The sequence below is a fragment of the Yersinia proxima genome (assembly GCF_902170785.1).
Lineage (GTDB): Bacteria > Pseudomonadota > Gammaproteobacteria > Enterobacterales > Enterobacteriaceae > Yersinia > Yersinia proxima.
The window spans coordinates 34,483-52,945 of sequence record NZ_CABHYG010000009.1 but is presented as its reverse complement, the minus strand read 5'-3'; the positions used below and the strand labels follow the sequence as shown (position 1 = coordinate 52,945).

Below are 18,463 nucleotides of genomic sequence, written 5' to 3'. Positions count from 1 at the left end.
CCCTGAAGGATGTTCCGGTGAATAAAGAAAAAATTGCTCATTTAAATGCGGTCAGTTGTAAAGCTCGTACGGTCATGGAGCGAGAAGGGCTTGATGCTTTGGTTGTCACCGTCTGCGATAATTTCTATTACCTGACCGGTTTTGCCAGTTTCTTTATGTATACCTTCCGGCATACCGGTGCAGCTGTCGCGATTATGTTTCGTGATGAAAGCATTCCATCTCAAATCATCATGAATGAATTTGAAGCCGCCAGTACGCATTTTGATATGCCCAACATGGAACTGAAAACCTTCCCGGTGTGGGTGGATGTTGATGACCCGCGCAACCCACTGAATCATCAGAAAAAACGTGAACGCCCTATTGGTCCGCCGATCGAGGCTGTCTTTGGTTTGGTGAAAGATGCCCTGGAGAGCGCAGGAGTGTTGGATAAGGCCATTGCGATTGAATTACAGGCTATGTCTAACGGTGGTAAAAGTGTGTTAGATAAAGTGGCCCCAGGGCTGAAGTTGATTGATTCAACTGCGCTATTCAATGAAATACGAATGATTAAAAGCCCATGGGAAATTCAACATCTGCGAAAAAGTGCTGAGATTACCGAGTTTGGTATCGCCAGCGCGGCTAAGCATATCCGAGTGGGGTGTACTGCGGCCGAATTGACTGCTGCATTTAAAGCGGCTGTCATGACTTTCCCTGAGACTAACTTTTCTCGCTTTAATCTTATTTCAGTTGGCGATAATTTCTCACCTAAAATGTTCCCTGATGAAACCCCGGCAAAGCCTGGCGATTTAATTAAGTTCGACTGTGGAGTCGATGTGGCGGGTTATGGTGCTGACCTTGCCAGAACATTTGTTTTGGGGGAACCGGATAAACTCACACAACAGATATATGACACTATCAGAATCGGCCATGAACATATGCTCTCAATAGTAGCTCCGGGCGTTAAGTTAAAAGACGTGTTTGATAGCACTATGGATGTGATCAAAAAGTCCGGTTTACCGGATTATAATCGTGGTCATCTTGGCCATGGCGATGGTGTATTTTTGGGGCTGGAAGAAGCACCTTTTGTTAGCACATTGGCAACAGAAACATTCCGGCCAGGTATGGTGCTCAGTCTGGAAACACCTTATTACGGTATCGGAATTGGTTCGATTATGCTGGAGGATATGATTCTCATTACCGAAAGCGGTTTTGAGTTTTTGAGTAAAATGGATCGTGATTTGTGTCGTTATAATTAATTTTGTCCCCGGCCTCATTATATGTGAGTTAAGTGCATCCCTAAAATAGACTCTGGTTTTCTAACGGAGTCTATCTTTAATATGAAAAACACTCAGATTGACTCACAAGGAAATAATAAAATTCACATATTAAATATAGAGTTAAAGTAGAATCGTGATTTCATGCTGAACCAGGGCTATTATGTTGAACCATTAAAAATGAAATCATTCTGTTTTTGACTATAACGCGAGTGATAATCGCTAACATCCATGATTGTATGATTTTATATAGATGGATGCATAAAGAATATTTTAGAAAATCAAATTTCGAAGCGGCGAATTTCTCCATAAACAAATTGAAAACCAAATTGTGCTATCTCTTTGCAGAACACTCTGTCGCAGCATTCCCTTAGTAAAAAAATTTAGTCTTTAAATTTTGTCTTTTGGTAGCATATTTGACTAAGAATAATCTTAAACCAACCTGGATTAACGCCCATACTACTTTTTTTCCTCTATTAATCGCTGGAATAACAATATTCTATAATAATTACGCAATAGTATTTTCTTTCAACTATCCTATGTAACATGCTGTAATACATTCCAAGGACTTCATTTCATCATAATTCCATAATGAAAAATGGATGTTCGTGAAGTAGCTTTTCTTGAAAACCAAACAAGTTGCTGGCTTAAGGGTTATATAATGTATAACGCATTCACGACACTGCTGCGCCCGTTGCACCGGCACAGAATTACTTTATTAGCGCTATTAATTTCCGGCCTTTCAGTTAATCCAGCTTTGGCAGAAACACAGTATGATTCATTGATCATCAAAGCCAGAGCTGGGGATACCGCGCCGGTCCTTGATTATTTACAAAAAGAATCTAAAGCCGGGCCGCTTAATAGTGGTCAGGTTGATGACTGGCTGCAAATCGCCGGTTGGGCTGGGCGCGATCAGGAGGTCATCGATGTTTATGAGAGATATCACTCCTCGGTGAATCTCTCCTCGCGTGGGTTGGCCTCTGCTGCGCGGGCTTATCGCAATGAAAAACGTTGGGATCAAGCGCTGGCATTGTGGCAAAGCAGTTTGAAGAAAGACCCCACCAACCCTGATCTCATTACCGGTATGATCATGACGCAGGCCGATTCCGGCCGTGGTGGTGCGGCGTTACAACAGGCAAAAGAGTTGGCCGAGAGCAACCCTTCCGCACAAAATTATATGACCCTGTCATATCTCAATCGTGCCACTAATCGCAATTATGATGCGTTGCAGGCCTCCAGTGAAGCGGTGCGGTTGGCACCTGAATCTGAGGAGGTATTAAAAAATCACCTCGAGATATTACAACGAAATCGTATTGCTGATCCGGCATTGCAGCTGGCCAGAGAAAATCCGAAATTAGTGACGGCTGAACAGTATCGGCAACTTGAAAGAGATGCGGCAGCTGAACAAGTTCGTATGGCGGTACTACCAACACGCAGTGAAACTGAGCGTTTTTATATTGCGGATCAGGCATTAGCGGATTATCAGGATTTGTTAACTCGCTGGAGTAAAGACCCTGACGCACAGTCAGATTATCAGCGGGCGCGTATTGACAGACTCGGCGCGTTATTGGTACGTCGTAACACCGCAGAGCTGATTAAAGAGTATGAAAGTATGGAAGCTGAGGGCTATAAAATGCCTGACTATGCCCGCCGTTGGGCCGCTTCTGCATATATTGATCGCCGGATGCCAGAAAAAGCCGCACCGATCCTCACCAGTCTCTATTACGCCGACGGAAAAACATTCCGCAATAGTGATGATTTGCTTGATGCTGATGACCTCTATTACGCGTTGAATGAAAGTGAGCAATTGGATAAGGCTCATCAATTCGCCAAGAACTACAGCGAGCAAACACCTTATCAGGTAGGGGTATATGGCCTGCCGGGTAAAGAACCAAATGATGATTGGATGGAAGGCCAGACTTTGCTGGTTCAATCTTTGGTGGCACTGAATGATTTGCCTGCTGCCCAGAAAAAACTGGAGACGCTATCCAGCACCGCTCCCGCTAACCAGAACTTACGTATTGCTTTGGCGAGTGTTTATCTGGCCAGAGATTTACCGCGCAAGGCGGAGCAAGAACTGAAAGCGGTAGAGTCGTTGGCACCACGCAGCCTTATCCTGGAACGTGCGCAAGCCGAAACAGCGATGGATTTGCAGGAATGGCGTCAGATGGAATTGTTAACTGATGATGTCATTGCGCGATCCCCGGAAGATGTCCCTTCGCAAGAGTTAGACCGGCAACGCAAAGTTCATAATATGTATGAATTGCGCGTAACGGGTAACCGCGTCATCTCCTCTGGAAGCCCCATTACCGGTGATAAAGATTACGGTCTTGAGGCGATTTTATATAGCCCACCAATTGCCGATAACTGGCGCGTATTTGGCGGCGGGAGCTTTGATAATGCCCAGTTTGAAGAGGGTAAGGGTATCAATCGTGCGACCCGATTAGGGGGCGAATGGACTTCCCGTGACCACTGGGCGGAAGCTGAGGTGAATAATCAGAATTATGGTTTTGGCAATAAAACCGGATTCCGTTTAGCAACCTGGTATGACTTTAATGACCATTGGCGTGTGGGTGGTCAGGTGGAGCGACTGGCAAAAGATACGCCGCTGCGGGCGATGAAAAATAATATCACTGCCAACAGTGCCTCTGCCTTTGTATTGTGGAAAGCCGATGATCGCCGTGATGTTGAATTTAATGTCACCCCATCTGATTTCTCTGACGGTAACAACCGTTGGGAATACGAATTGAATGGGCGTCAGCGCATCTGGACAGGGCCTTATCTGACGGCTGATTTCAATTTAGGTTTGGCCGCCAGCACTAACACCAAAGAAGACGTGATTTATTACAACCCAAAAAGGGATTTCACCTACCTACCTGCGGTTACCCTGAATCATATTATGTATCGCCATTATAAAACTATCTGGAGCCAGCAAGTGCAACTTGGTGTAGGCGGCTACTGGGAGAAAAACTACGGTAATGGCCTGGTCACTACGGCAAGTTATGGGCAACGAGTTCAATGGAATGATGTCGTCGATACAGGTTTAGCAGTTACCTACGACAAGCGCCCCTATGATGGTGTTCGTGAACATGACCTCTCACTCGCTTTTGATTTGAATTACCGTTTCTAAGGGAAGTCGCTATGGCGAAGATACTATTTTTTATCCGGATATTTGTAGTTGGAATGATAACGTTGCTGGCTTCCGTCTGTTATGCAGAGAAACCAGTATTTGTTCCACCTGCCGAGCGCGCATTACCGCTCAGTGAAAGGCCGTGGCAGAAGAATACATTTGTGGTGATTGCTTATCATGATGTTGAAGATGAGTCAGCTGACCAACGTTATTTGTCGGTAAGAAGCAGTGCATTAAGCGAACAACTGGCCTGGTTGAAGGACAACCGCTATAACGTGGTTTCCGTCGATCAGATTCTGGCAGCACGTAATGGCGGCACTCCTTTACCTAATAAAGCTGTTTTACTGACATTCGATGATGGCTATAGCAGTTTCTATAATCGCGTTTATCCCTTATTAGAAGCCAATAATTTAAGCGCTGTGCTGGCTCCAGTGGGAACGTGGATAGATACACCACCCAATAAAAAAGTCGATTTTGGTGGCTTAAGCACCGATAGAGATCGCTTTCTGACCTGGAAACAGATCAGTGAAATGGCGAAATCAAAGCTGATTGAAATCGGCGCACATACTTATGCTTCACACTATGGGGTGATTGCCAACCCGCAAGGGAACACTGAACCGGCAGCAGCCAACCTGATGTATGACCCCAAAACCAAAAAGTATGAGACCGAAGCCGCATTTAAGCAGCGGATGGAAAAAGATATTTCGTTGATAACCGAGCGCATTATTAAAGCGACCGGTAAACAGCCGCGGGTTTGGGTGTGGCCATACGGCGCACCAAACGGCACGGTGCTCAACATCTTGCGCCAACATGGCTACCAGATGGCAATGACACTGGAACCGGGTATTGGTAACGTCAATGACCTGATGAATATCCCACGTATTCTGATCAGTAATAACCCGTCATTGAAAGATTTCGCCCAGCTCGTCACATCGGTGCAGGAAAAAGATATTATGCGGGTGGCGCATGTCGATTTGGATTATCTCTACGATCCAGATCCGGCGCAGGAAAAGGAAAATCTGGATAAATTAGTTCAGCGAATTTCCGATTTACGTGTCACTACCGTGTTTTTACAAGCATTTTCTGACCCGAAAGGGGATGGCAATATTCGCCAGGTTTACTTCCCGAACCGCTGGATCCCGATGCGTCAGGACTTGTTTAACCGCGTCGCATGGCAATTAGCTTCCCGCCCGGATGTCGATGTTTATGCCTGGATGCCGGTATTGGCGTTTGAGATGGACCCATCTTTACCGCGCATTCAACGTATTGATCCGAAAACCGGTAAGACCAGCATTGATCCGGACCAATATCGCCGTCTGTCACCGTTTAACCCGGAAGTGCGGCAGCGCATCATCGATATCTATCGCGATATGGCTTATAGCGCGCCAATTGATGGCATTCTTTATCACGACGATGCCGTGATGTCTGACTTTGAAGATGCCTCACCCGATGCGATTCGCGCATACGAAAAAGCCGGTTTCCCAGGTTCCATTGCAGAAATACGTAAAGATCCGGAAACCATGGCCCGCTGGACGCGTTATAAGAGTAAATATTTGGTTGATTTCACCAATGAATTGACCCGTCAGGTCCGTGATATCCGTGGCCCGCAAGTCAAATCAGCCCGTAATATATTTGCTATGCCGATTTTAGAACCGGAAAGCGAAGCATGGTTTGCGCAGAATCTCGACGATTTCCTGGCTAACTATGATTGGGTTGCCCCGATGGCAATGCCGTTAATGGAGAAGGTGCCGTTATCAGAGTCTAACGAGTGGCTAGCGCAACTGGTGAATAAAGTTGCGCAGCGCCCAGGCGCACTGAATAAAACTGTTTTTGAACTGCAATCAAAAGACTGGACCAAACCAGAGGGCAGCAATGCCATCAGTGGCCCAATACTGGCAGGATGGATGCGCCAGTTGCAGTTAAATGGCGCGCAAAATTTTGGTTACTATCCGGATAACTTTATCACTGGCGAACCACCGCTAAAAGATGTCCGCCCTGTGCTATCTTCTGCCTGGTATCCTTTATATGATCGATAGAATTATTGCATTACTCATCCTATGCCTGGTGCTGAGTATTCCCGCGGGAATGATCCTGCTCTTTACCGGCGACGTGTTGCTGAATTTTGTCTTCTTCTATCCGCTGTTTATGTCCGGTATCTGGATAACGGGCGGTGTCTATTTCTGGCTAAAGCGAGAAAGACACTGGCCGTGGGGCGATGATGTGCCGCCCCCGGAGTTGAAAGGCAATCCACTGGTGTCAATTCTAATCCCTTGTTTTAACGAGGGGTTGAATGCGCGGGAAACTATTCACGCAGCATTGGCACAGACTTACACCAATATCGAAGTTATCGCTATTAACGATGGCTCCAGTGATGACACGGCGCAAGTGCTGGATGCCTTATTGGCTGAAGACCCACGCTTGCGTGTTATTCACCTGGCTCATAATCAGGGTAAAGCTATTGCCTTGCGGATGGGGGCTGCGGCAGCGCGCAGTGAATATCTGGTGTGTATTGATGGTGATGCTTTGCTAGACAGTAAAGCGGTGCCTTATCTGGTCGCGCCATTGATTGCTAACCCGCGTACCGGAGCGGTAACAGGGAATCCGCGCATCCGTACCCGTTCGACCTTGATTGGCCGGGTTCAGGTAGGGGAGTTCTCTTCTATCATTGGGCTGATTAAACGAACTCAACGGGTTTACGGGCAAGTCTTTACCGTTTCTGGCGTCGTGGCGGCTTTTCGCCGTAGAGCATTGGCGGATGTCGGTTACTGGAGTCCGGATATGATAACTGAAGATATTGATATCAGTTGGAAACTCCAGATAAGACATTGGTCAGTATTCTTTGAACCACGGGGCCTGTGCTGGATTTTGATGCCAGAAACCTTAGGGGGTTTGTGGAAGCAGCGCCTACGCTGGGCGCAGGGTGGGGCAGAGGTTTTCCTGAAGAATATGTTCAAGCTGTGGCGCTGGCGTAATCGCCGGATGTGGCTACTGTTCCTTGAATATTCACTGTCTATCACTTGGGCCTTTACTTACCTGTTCAGTATCATCCTGTTCCTGCTGGGTCTGGTTATTACCTTACCACCAGGCATTCATGTACAGACGGTGTTCCCGCCAGCCTTTACCGGCATGGTATTGGCACTGACCTGTCTGTTGCAGTTTGCTATTAGTTTGGTGATTGAACGGCGTTATGAGCCTAAACTGGGCAATTCGCTATTTTGGATTATTTGGTATCCAATGGTTTACTGGATGCTAAGTTTGTTCACCACCGTTGTGTCGTTCCCAAAAGTGATGCTGAACACCAAACGTAAACGTGCACGCTGGGTCAGCCCAGACCGCGGGATCGGGAGGGTTAAACCATGAGTGCGCCTCTGATTCATACTGAGCAGCGACTGCTACCGCGCTTAATTGATATAATCATTACCGCTTTGGCTTGGTTCGGTTTTATCTTCCTGTTTGTGAAGGGCTTTTTGGATATGATCCACCGCGCCCCGAACATGGGGCCGATCCCGTTCAGAATGTACATTTTGGCCGGTCTGACGACGTTGGCGCTATATGCAGCCATTGCGGCATTTAATGCCATTGTGCTGATTGTTTGGGCCAAATATAACCAAGTACGTTTTCAGGTGGAGCGCCGTGGGCACCGTCCTCATTTGGATGACGATGAACTCGCCGATAGCATGGAAATGACGGGGGAGATGATTGCCCAATTAAAAGCCGGTTCGTGTCTCACCCTGTATAACGATGAGCACGGGCAATTGTTGGAAGTCAAAGAAGGGTTACAACTTCCCGAAGTCGCACCGGTCGTTAATTTGCGACGAGGGTGATAAGCAATCACCGCTGAATACCTGATAGCAGGTCGCTCTGTGCTGATATCAGGTATTCAGAACCAACCAGTCTGTTATTTCCACCTAAGTTAATCGTGCCAAATCTCACTTTTAGGCCCCCCCTTTCTTTATATATTGCTATGATTTAGCCGGTATTGTTACGGGCAGTCATAATGAACATTCCTATGGAAGCGACATGACAAACGGGAGCACACAGTGAATCAAAACCCTTTTGGACAAATTATTGGTGCAGAATTACCACAGTGGCAGTCAGCGTTGCGGCCTCAACGAGAAATTTTACCCGGACATTTTTGCTATTTGGCCCCGGTTGACTCAGATAAACATGAAGCATCTTTGTATCAGGCATATCACCTGATTCCCGATGCCAGTGACTGGACCTATTTTTATTGTGAGCGGCCAGAGAATGAAAATGATTTCCAGCAGTACCTGCAAACATTAATTAATGCGAAGGATGCTTTGCATTATAGCGTAATGGATGCGCAAACCGATGTGGCGTTAGGAACGGTTGGCTTACAACGAATTGATGAAAAGAATGGTGTGATTGAGATTGGCTCAGTTAATTGGTCACCGCGCTTAAAACGCAATTCAGCGGGTACTGAGGCCATCTATTTGCTATTACATTATGTATTCGACAAATTAGGCTATCGTCGTTGTGAGTGGAAATGTGATTCCTTAAATGGGCCTTCAAATGCGGCGGCAATGCGATTTGGTTTTCAGTATGAAGGGCAATTTCGGCAGGCGATTGTGACCAAAGGGCGCAATAGAGATACCAATTGGTATTCCATCACCGACCGCGAATGGCCATTAATTAAACAGGCATTTAGCGATTGGTTAGCGATGGGAAACTTTGATAGCCAAGGCAAGCAAAAGGCACGTTTACAGGATTTAAGGATCAGTCGCTAATGCTTATAAAATGATATAGCGCGATATTAAAAATAATTAGAGTAAAAAATGAGCAAGCTAAAAAGTTATATTTTTTTACATTTTGATATCGCGAATTTTAAGAGTGTCATTATACTGTAATCATCTGGCGGTATTTTTCACACGGTGCACAGCTTAGGCTGTTATCTATCACTGCGGGGATCGCTAATGGTAAAGTCCATGATTGGGCTGTTAAGAAAAAATCAAAGTTTTATCCAGGCGACTCGTTGTTACGAGGGCATAAGCTCCGACTCTCAAATTCCAGTATTACCATCATCATGTGCTGTTAATATATTATCGTCACTCGTATTCCCGTCCCCAGTTTCAACATCACGTAATAACTCCCCTTGCGATATTGTTTCCCTCCGGCTATTGAACCGGGTGTCGACTCTATTCGCATTTTCATTGGCTATTATTGGCTGCAAAGGAAGCCAAAACCGCATCTGTATGTGAAACATAATCGCGCAGGCTTTCCTGCTGCGGTAGTTGAATCAAACTGAAAGGTGCCACTATGGGAAGACAGAAAGCAGTGATCAAAGCTCGTCGTGAAGCGAAACGCGTTATTAGACGTGATTCACGTAGTCATCGTCAGCGTGAGGAAGAAAACGTGACATCGTTAGTGCAAATGGGCGGTGTTGAATCAATAGGTATGGCACGGGATAGCCGTGATACCTCCGTTATTCAGGCGCGTACGGAAGCTCAAGGTCATTACTTATCAGCCATAGAAAGTAAGTTGCTCATCTTCGCCACCGGTGAAGCAGGGTGTGGTAAAACCTTTATTAGTGCGGCCAAGGCTGCTGAAGCATTAATTCACAAAGAAGTAGATAGGATAATTGTGACGCGACCTGTATTACAGGCAGATGAAGACTTGGGTTTCTTGCCCGGTGATATTTCTGAGAAATTCGCGCCTTACTTCCGCCCGGTGTATGACATTCTGCTGCGCCGACTCGGATCTTCTTTCATGCAATATTGTTTACGGCCGGAAATCGGTAAAGTCGAAATTGCGCCTTTTGCGTATATGCGCGGGCGTACCTTTGAGAATGCGGTGGTGATCCTCGATGAGGCACAAAATGTGACCGCCAACCAAATGAAAATGTTTCTTACCCGCCTCGGTGAAAATGTCACTGTTATCGTGAATGGTGATATCACTCAGTGCGACCTGCCGCGTGGGGTGAAATCAGGTCTTAGCGACGCACTGGAGCGTTTTGCTGAGGATGAAATGATTGGCATTATTCGCTTTGATAAACAGGACTGTGTCCGCTCTGCACTCTGCCAACACACCTTGAATGCCTATTCATAACTCAAGGTTATGAATGGATGACCCGATAAAAAAGGGCAAGCGCATCAAACGCTTGCCCTTTGCTTATCCCCTTACGGGGATATCGACAAAGAATTGCCGCTACAACATAATTTCGCTACAGCATAATCGTCATCATATACGCGGCAAACAAGGCCAGATGGGCGGTGCCGTTGAGCACGTTGGTTCTGCCGGTCGAGAATGAGATTTGCGACAGAATCAAGACGCTGACCATGACCACGATATGTGGCGCTTCCAGGCCAAAGTTCAACTCCTGCCCAGTCAGTACGGCAATTAAGGTTACCGCTGGCACAGTTAGGGAAATCGTAGCCAGCACCGAACCGAAAAACAGGTTCATCGCCCGCTGCACCTGATTGGCCAATACTGCTTTTAATGCACCCAACCCTTCCGGTGACAAGATAAGCAAAGCAATCAGGAAGCCGGTAAATTTAGCCGGTGCATTTAACTCTGTCAGCAGCGCTTCCAGTGGGTTGGCATCAAATTTAGTCACTGCGATTACCGCAACCAAATGAATCAACAGCCAAAATGTGTGCCACAGGCTACTGTGAGATGACGGTTTACCGTGATGCGGGTCACTTGGGTCATCCCCTTCGTCTTCATGTTCGTAGACAAACAGGCTTTGGTGAGTTTTGGTCTGAATCAGCAGGAAAACGCCATACATCGCCGCCGAAATCGCGGCGACTACCAGTGACTGTGCCACGCTAAAGTTGCCACCGGGCAGGGTACTAGGCAATACCAACACAATGATAGCCAGTGGGAAGATAGCCATCAGATACTGTTTGATACCGACCAGATTGACATGCTGGGTGGCAAATTTACGCCCACCGAGCAGCAACGACACACCCACCAATCCCCCGATAACAATCATAATGATGGAGTAGAGAGTGTCGCGCATCAAGGCGGGGGCGGCATCACCTGTTGCCATCATCGCCGAGATCAAACTGACCTCCAGCACTACCACCGACAGACTAAGAATCAATGACCCATAGGGTTCACCCAAACGGTGTGCCAAAACGTCAGCATGGCGTACCACACTGAAAGCACTACTCAGGATACCGACCAGGGCAATTAAGTTGATAACAATGACGGCAGCGAAATTGCTGGTATCCCCCCAGAGATTAAGAATAACCAGCGCAATAATAGGCAGGATAAGGGAGTATTCGTGATGGCGAGATTTAGATCGGCCAGGATCATTTTGCGACTTCATTTCGAGCACGCTCCTAATAACTTTACTGCATTAAACGGGCATTAGAGCCATTTAACGATAATTAAGCGCCATATTGCAGGCTAAGTAGCTTTAAGACTAACAAATAACAAGGAATTGTCGCAGGAAATTTACAAGGCTTTAACGGGGAACGGCAAAAAAAAGTCAACAAAATGGACATCAGAGGATAATGTCCATTGATTTTAAAGATATTAATGAGATCTAGTTGTCAATATTGTCCATGACTTCATGACGTTGGTGATGATAGTCCTCCTCATTGAGGCCTTCACGCCAATAGGGGACAGCATAGAGTTGTTGGCGCTCGCAGCCTTTCTCACGACGGAGATAACGGCGCAACTGCACCACCATTCTATCTTCACCGGCCAGCCAAAATGTAGCTTCCTCCATCGGCAGTTCGAGTGCGCAGAATTGGGTGATAACTTCATCGGTTTTTTCAGTACCACCAATGACCCAACTCAGTTCAACACCTGCTGGTTTCACCAGATTGAGCACATCCTGTGGGGTATCGACACGAATAATGACATGACCCTGCGCATCGGAGGGTAATGTTTCTAACAGTGCCGCAATGGCAGGTAATGAAGAAGGGTCACCAACCAGATAGCTGTATTCAGCCGCTGGCAGCATGGTTTCAGGGCCGCCGGGATTGGTAATGCCTATCCAGTCACCTGATTTAGCGTTACGGGCAAAATTAACCGCAGGACCGCTGTGATCATGAAGCGCAAATTCAATATCTATCTCACAAAGCTCAGGTCTGACGGCCCGAACAGAGTAGGTTCGAACAATCGGGCGTACTTCTGCTGCTGGCCATTGCGGGCCTTTCTCACCAAGCACTGGCAGTTCCGGCTGTGTTTGGTGTGCTAATGGCAGGAAGACTTTTAAATGCGCACCGGCACAATCTGCCGGGTAATTGTGTAACGTTGGGCTGTAGAAAGTGATTCGGCGTAGGTGTGGGGAAGTGTCTACCACCTTTTTGACTTGCACCAGGCGTGGAGGGGTTGGACGGTATTTGGGTTTTGCTGCGGTTGCTTCTGTGGTCACAGTTTATCCTTCTTATCTTATGGCGTTTTATTCTTGTTCATCAGCAGCATGGATGCGGCTTATCAAGGCATAAATTATACCACCAACCAATGTTAATGATAATTATTTGCATGAATGGAATGTAAGGAAAATGAAAAGAGTGAGTTGCCCCACCGGAGTGGAGCAACAATGTGATTTACCGAAGAATTAGCTGATAGGCTGCACGATAGCCACACGGCGAAAATGCATGCGTAGTCGCAACATGGTCACCAGAGCAACAATCATCACTGCCATGGCGGCAAGAGGGAGTTGCTGTAAGTGCAAGCCAAATGCCAGCAATGTGCCACCGAGCCAGGCTCCCAACGCATTGCCTAAATTGAAAGCACTCTGATTAAAGGTTGATGCCAGATTAGGAGCATCTCGGGCTTGATCCACCACCAATAGCTGTAACATCGGGCAAAGAGCAAAAGCCACTATACTCCAGATAAACAAGGTCAGAACTGCCGGTAAGTAAAAACCAATGGTGTAATGCAATGCCAGCAGAATACCTATCAAAATGGTTATTAGACGTGTCATTGAACCGACCAGATTTTTATCACCTAACCGGCCACCCAGCACACTACCAATGGATAATCCAACGCCGAGGATCAATAAGACAATTGTGACACCATGTTCAGAAACACGGGTAACCTCGCGCAGCAGAGGGGCAATATAGGTGAAAACGGTAAACAAACTGGTATTGGTTAATACTGATAGCAGTAAAGCGGTTTGCACTTTTTTCTGCATCAACGTTTTGAACTCTAATTTTGGGCTAATTTTCTTCATCGGAATATTGCTAGGTAACCAGGCGATCACGGCGATGATGGCGCCAATACCAATGGCGCTGACGCCCCAGAATGCGGCACGCCAGCCGAAAGCCTGCCCAATGGCCGTGCCCAATGGCACACCCAGCACATTTGCCAGCGTGACCCCCATAAACACTAATGCAATTGCACGCGCACGGCGATTGGGTTGAACTAAATCAGTGGCGACCACAGAAGCTAACCCAAAGAATGTGCCATGACACAACGCCGCAATAATACGCGCTGCCATCAGCAAGTTATAAGTTTCAGCCAAAGCACAAAGAATATTGCCGAGAATAAATAAAACAATTAAACCCAACAGGGTTGATTTTCGCGGTACTCGTGCTGTTGCAATAGCCAACAATGGAGCACCAATCACCACTCCCATGGCATAAACTGATACTAACATTCCGGTTTTAGGGATACTGACCCCGAGATCATGAGCGACTTCTGGTAATAGTCCCATAATGACAAACTCGCTGGTACCAATGCCAAAGGTAGCAATGGTCAGCGCGATAATAGCCAACGGCATGAATAACTCCTGAACCGGCTCAACGGGCATGAAGAGACTGAAGAATAGTCTGTGCAGGTAAATTTATCGGCCGATTCTAGCACTGCTCCAAAAGAGCGTCTAACAGCAAAGTGCTATATTAAAAAGTTATTTAATATAGCTGATTTTATTTTTGTGTATTAATTTGCGTGAAGCTGGCCATTTTCTACAAATTTTTATTTTTTTGATAATTAAGCCTATTTTTCAATCTTTCGGTTATATCCAACTTTCTGTATAAGCCATTCACTTTGCTTAGTACAAAAAAGCATAAACAACGGTTTTTTTGTATTTGTTTGTCGCTATTATCCCCGCGATTCTGTAGATCAATCAGAATGAAAGGGGCAAAGTATGAATTTCCAACAGCTTAAAATTATTCGGGAATCGGCCCGTTGTAATTACAATCTGACTGAAGTGGCAAATACATTATTTACCTCGCAGTCGGGTGTGAGTCGGCATATTCGCGAGTTAGAAGAAGAATTGGGTATTGAGATATTTATTCGGCGTGGAAAACGCCTGTTGGGAATGACGGAGCCGGGCAAAGAGTTACTGACAGTCGCGGAACGCATGTTAAATGATGCCAATCAAATTCGCCGCCTGGCTGATGTTTTTAGCAACAATGATAGCGGTCAGTTGCATATTGCGACCACGCATACTCAAGCCCGTTACAGTTTACCGCGGGTAATCAAAGAGTTTCGTCTGCTGTATCCACAGGTCAAACTGGTTATTAGCCAGGGAAATCCACAAGAAATTGCGGCGATGCTCCAATCCGGTGAGGCTGATATCGGGATTGCCACTGAAGTGTTGATGAGTGATGAGTCTGTCGCGGCGTTTCCTTATTACCGTTGGCATCACGCGATTGTGGTGCCCGAAAATCACCCATTAACACAAGAGCCGAACATCACGCTGGAAACCCTGAGTACCTTACCATTAATTACTTATCGACAGGGGATCACCGGCCGATCACGGTTGGACAATGCCTTCAAAAATGCCGGTTTAACCCCCGATATTGCCCTTAGCGCACAAGATTCTGATGTGATCAAAACTTATGTGGAGCTGGGCATGGGCGTGGGTATCTTGGCGGATATGTCCTACGAAGCGCATCGTGATAAGGGGTTGGTACGAATTAACGCAGAGCATCTTTTTGACGCGAATACCGTGTGGTTAGGATTAAAACGGGGGCAGTTACAACGTAACTTTATTTGGTTTTTTATCCAACTCTGTAATCCAACACTTTCTCTGCATGATATTAAAGAGAAAGTGTTGGCAGAAGCGCCAGACGAAGTTGTGATTGATTACCAGATTTAGTTCGTATGTCAGGCGGTGATTAGGCCACATCGTCAGACAAGGTCATTATTGTCTGGCGTAAATCGCACCTGTACCTCTGTCCCGCCGACGTCTCGTTGATGAATATCACACTGCCCATTCAGGCTAGCGGCTCGGTCTTGCATAATCATCAGGCCATAATGGTTTGGCCGTTTATTGGTTTGACCAATCCCACAACCATTATCAATGATAGACATAACGACATCGCCTTGCTCAGCCGTGACTTTCACCACGGCTTCAGTGGCATGAGCGTGCTTATAGATATTGTTCAATGCCTCACGGGCAATGTTTACCATATGAATGGCTTGATGGTTAGGAACAAAGTCTGACGGTAAATTGAAATCGAGAGTAATGGGTAAGTTGGCGCGCTCGCTGAATTCATTGACTAAGTTTTGGAGTGCGGCTTGCAATGTTGCTTCATTGAGTTTCAAACGGAATGTGGTCAGCAACTCCCGCAGTTGGCGGTAGGCGATATTAAGTTCATCACGCATCTGCTGTATCAATAGCTTACTGGGTTCGGGCAAATCCGGAACTTGCATCTGCAAACAACTAATTTGTATTTTCAGACAGGAAAGTGATTGCGCGATGGAGTCATGCAGTTCGCGCGCAATGGCTGAACGCTCCTCCATCAACAAGAGTTGCTGCTGATGTCTCGCCTGGCTTTCCAGCGCCAATGTGCTGGTCAATTGCTCGACCAACATATTTACCAGTTGTTGTTGATCGGAATTAAGTGGCGTTTCTGATGGGAGCTTTGCCAGTAATAAACCATATTGACCCAGCTTGTCGCTTAAACTCCAACTCAGTGATTCCCGCGCTGTCGGCGGGTTCACGGCAATGAATGACCCGCTAATAGTTAATTGTGTTGGGCGATTTTGCGGCGGTAAATATTCACCATCTAAATTATCAGCCAGTTGTGAGCGATAGAGGTGATTCTCGTATAAACAGATTTGTACATTTTCCAGCGGTGTCAGTGTTTGCAACTGTTCGATGACCGGCACCAAACGTTCACTTAATGGTTGACGTGTATGCAATTGGCGGCTGCTATGATAAAGAAACGCCAGCACCTGGTTTTTCTGCTGTAAATCAGCCGTTTTTTGCGTAACTCTCTGCTCCAGATCACTGTATATCACTGACAGTTCTTGTGACATTCTATTTAGCGCTGTGCCCAACATCCCCATCTCGTCTCGCTGATGAGGTAGAGTAAAGCGCTTGCTGAAATCACCGCGTCCAATCGCATTCGCCATCGAGAGCAATTGCAGCCATGGGCGCAATAAACGGCGGCGAAGGTAATAAATGGTGGCGAGCATCAACCCCAGAGTCAACACAATGAATACCAACTGAATCATCATCACCAGCTGTAAACGCTGCTCGGTTTTATGGTCAATGGCTAATACCAATGCATCAAGCTGGTGGACAAAATCGGCCACACTGGTGGCAACATCATCGGGCTGCTTAGCTTGTAGCAGTTGTGGTTTTAAGGTGGTTTGCCAGTAACGTTCGATTTGTTGGTATTGATTGGTTAACCCCTCCCGCTGGAGGGCGTGTTGCAAATCACCGCTGGTTTTGTCTTGTTCCAATGCCGCTAAATAGGGCAGTTCCCCTTTATCTAACGGCACCATGGAAAGCAGCCGGTAACTTTGCATTCGCAAAGATCCCGCTTTATTGATGGCATGTGCGTTACCTTGAATACTTTGAGCCATCCATGACGAAATCGTCATGCCAGCCAACCCCAACATACCCAGTAGCATCATCAGCAAAGCAATCTGATTAACTAATGGAATTAGGTAACGTTTCATAAAGCGGGATCCCTGTCATTTAATAAGCTGGCAACCTTGCCGTTGTTCATCCCGCAATGTGAGCGCTAGTGGGATTTCATGCCGGCGGCTGTCATCATCATACGGAACAGCATAGAAACTGCCAATAAAGCCAGCACACTGCCGCACCAGATAAGTAACATCCAACCGACTCTCTTCCACCAAGGAGATTTTACTGGTTCAAGTGGTTGGGATGGTGATGGTGATTTCATCATTCAGTGATAACCCTGTTCGTGATTGATTTTCCCTCGGAATACGTAGTAGCTCCAGAAGGTATAAACCAGAATGATCGGAATAATAAAGAGTGCGCCGACCAGCATGAATCCCAAACTTTGCGGAGGAGCTGCGGCCTGCCATAAGGTAATTGATGGCGGAATAAGATAAGGCCAAATACTGATACCCAAGCCGCTGTAGCCCAAAAACACTAACAACAGGGTCAACAGGAAGGGGGCATAATGCCCGCCATGCTTGACTGCGCGCAGTAATGCCCAACTGGCGAAGAGCACCAATATAGGCACCGGTAGGAACCAGAACAAATTGGGCAGGCTAAACCAGCGTGCAGCAATCTGTGGGTGAGTCAGTGGTGTCCAAATGCTAATAATGGCAATAATGAGCAACATCATCAGGGTGAGTGGGCGCGCCAGTTTATGCATCACTTGCTGCACATGGCCGTCAGTTTTCATGATGAGCCAGGTACAGCCAAGCAGGGCATAGGCAATGACCAGCCCTAAGCCACAAAACAGTGCAAAGGGGGTAAACCAGTCAAATGGCCCACCACTGTAACTGCGACCGGTGACTGGGAATCCGTGAATAAAAGCACCAACTACCATTCCCTGAGTAAAGGTGGCAATCAGCGAACCGCCAATAAAGGCTTTATCCCAGATATGCTGTTTCTCCGGCGTGGCTTTAAAGCGGAATTCGAACGCGACACCGCGGAAAATCAGCCCCAGCAGCATTAAAGTCAGCGGAATAGCCAGCGCATCAAGAATCACCGCGTAAGCCAGCGGGAACGCCCCCAGTAAAGCCGCGCCCCCAAGTACCAGCCAGGTTTCGTTGCCATCCCAGACTGGGGCGACACTATTCATCATCAAGTCCCGGTCACGGCTATTTTTTACCAGTGGAAACAGGATGCCAATGCCTAAATCAAAACCATCCATCACCACGTACATCATGGTGCTGAATACAATGATGACAAACCAAATCAGTGGAAGATCGATACCCATAG

The 18,463-nt window shown here is 46.8% G+C and carries 14 protein-coding genes; 8 read left to right on the top strand and 6 right to left on the bottom strand.

Annotation, left to right across the window (positions count from 1 at the left end; translation table 11 throughout):
• Positions 1 to 17 precede the first annotated feature (17 nt).
• The 7 genes from FTB31_RS06870 (at position 18) to phoH (ending at position 10,449) form a co-directional block, all read left to right on the top strand.
• Positions 18 to 1,235, top strand: coding sequence for a M24 family metallopeptidase (locus FTB31_RS06870; RefSeq protein WP_227728978.1), 1,218 nt, complete (start codon positions 18 to 20; stop codon positions 1,233 to 1,235).
• 679 nt (positions 1,236 to 1,914) lie between these two features.
• Complete coding sequence (gene pgaA, locus FTB31_RS06865; protein ID WP_050075420.1) at positions 1,915 to 4,383, top strand: poly-beta-1,6 N-acetyl-D-glucosamine export porin PgaA; 2,469 nt, start codon at positions 1,915 to 1,917, stop codon at positions 4,381 to 4,383.
• A gap of 11 nt (positions 4,384 to 4,394) precedes the next feature.
• A complete protein-coding gene (gene pgaB / locus FTB31_RS06860; protein WP_050075421.1) occupies positions 4,395 to 6,419 on the top strand; it encodes a poly-beta-1,6-N-acetyl-D-glucosamine N-deacetylase PgaB in 2,025 nt (674 codons plus the stop codon).
• A complete protein-coding gene (gene pgaC, locus FTB31_RS06855) occupies positions 6,409 to 7,743 on the top strand; it encodes a poly-beta-1,6-N-acetyl-D-glucosamine synthase (RefSeq protein ID WP_005164390.1) in 1,335 nt (444 codons plus the stop codon). The genes pgaB and pgaC overlap by 11 nt, the downstream gene beginning before the upstream one ends.
• The gene (gene pgaD, locus FTB31_RS06850) at positions 7,740 to 8,207 is read left to right on the top strand and encodes a poly-beta-1,6-N-acetyl-D-glucosamine biosynthesis protein PgaD (protein ID WP_050075422.1); all 468 of its coding nucleotides are present in this window, start codon (positions 7,740 to 7,742) and stop codon (positions 8,205 to 8,207) included. Before pgaC ends, pgaD begins: the two co-directional genes overlap by 4 nt.
• Positions 8,208 to 8,423: 216 nt before the next feature.
• Positions 8,424 to 9,131: a GNAT family N-acetyltransferase gene (locus FTB31_RS06845; protein WP_050075423.1), complete on the top strand. Its 708-nt coding sequence runs from the start codon at positions 8,424 to 8,426 to the stop codon at positions 9,129 to 9,131.
• Positions 9,132 to 9,660: 529 nt separating this feature from the next.
• A complete protein-coding gene (phoH, locus tag FTB31_RS06840) occupies positions 9,661 to 10,449 on the top strand; it encodes a phosphate starvation-inducible protein PhoH (protein WP_077295237.1) in 789 nt (262 codons plus the stop codon).
• A gap of 115 nt (positions 10,450 to 10,564) precedes the next feature.
• On the opposite strand, the gene chaA is transcribed toward phoH, so the two are convergent.
• The 3 genes from chaA to FTB31_RS06825 form a co-directional block, all read right to left on the bottom strand.
• Complete coding sequence (gene chaA, locus FTB31_RS06835) at positions 10,565 to 11,674, bottom strand: sodium-potassium/proton antiporter ChaA (protein ID WP_050075425.1); 1,110 nt, start codon at positions 11,672 to 11,674, stop codon at positions 10,565 to 10,567.
• A 219-nt stretch (positions 11,675 to 11,893) separates the two neighbouring features.
• Positions 11,894 to 12,730, bottom strand: a complete 837-nt coding sequence (locus tag FTB31_RS06830) for a siderophore-interacting protein (protein WP_227731241.1) — start codon at positions 12,728 to 12,730, stop codon at positions 11,894 to 11,896.
• A 186-nt stretch (positions 12,731 to 12,916) separates the two neighbouring features.
• Positions 12,917 to 14,083: an MFS transporter gene (locus FTB31_RS06825; RefSeq protein WP_227731240.1), complete on the bottom strand. Its 1,167-nt coding sequence runs from the start codon at positions 14,081 to 14,083 to the stop codon at positions 12,917 to 12,919.
• A 366-nt stretch (positions 14,084 to 14,449) separates the two neighbouring features.
• Here FTB31_RS06825 and cbl point away from each other — a divergent pair, with 366 nt between their 5' ends.
• The gene (gene cbl / locus FTB31_RS06820; RefSeq protein ID WP_050075428.1) at positions 14,450 to 15,406 is read left to right on the top strand and encodes an HTH-type transcriptional regulator Cbl; all 957 of its coding nucleotides are present in this window, start codon (positions 14,450 to 14,452) and stop codon (positions 15,404 to 15,406) included.
• Positions 15,407 to 15,438: 32 nt separating this feature from the next.
• Here the strand turns inward: cbl and narX are convergent, their stop codons facing one another.
• The 3 genes from narX to cydB all read right to left on the bottom strand — a co-directional run bounded on the left by narX (position 15,439) and on the right by cydB (position 18,461).
• Complete coding sequence (gene narX / locus FTB31_RS06815; protein ID WP_050075429.1) at positions 15,439 to 17,220, bottom strand: nitrate/nitrite two-component system sensor histidine kinase NarX; 1,782 nt, start codon at positions 17,218 to 17,220, stop codon at positions 15,439 to 15,441.
• Positions 17,221 to 17,285: 65 nt separating this feature from the next.
• Entirely contained in the window at positions 17,286 to 17,453 is a 168-nt protein-coding gene (locus FTB31_RS06810) for a DUF2474 domain-containing protein (RefSeq protein ID WP_071387004.1), read from the bottom strand.
• Complete coding sequence (cydB, locus tag FTB31_RS06805; RefSeq protein WP_077175431.1) at positions 17,454 to 18,461, bottom strand: cytochrome d ubiquinol oxidase subunit II; 1,008 nt, start codon at positions 18,459 to 18,461, stop codon at positions 17,454 to 17,456.
• Positions 18,462 to 18,463: the final 2 nt, after the last annotated feature.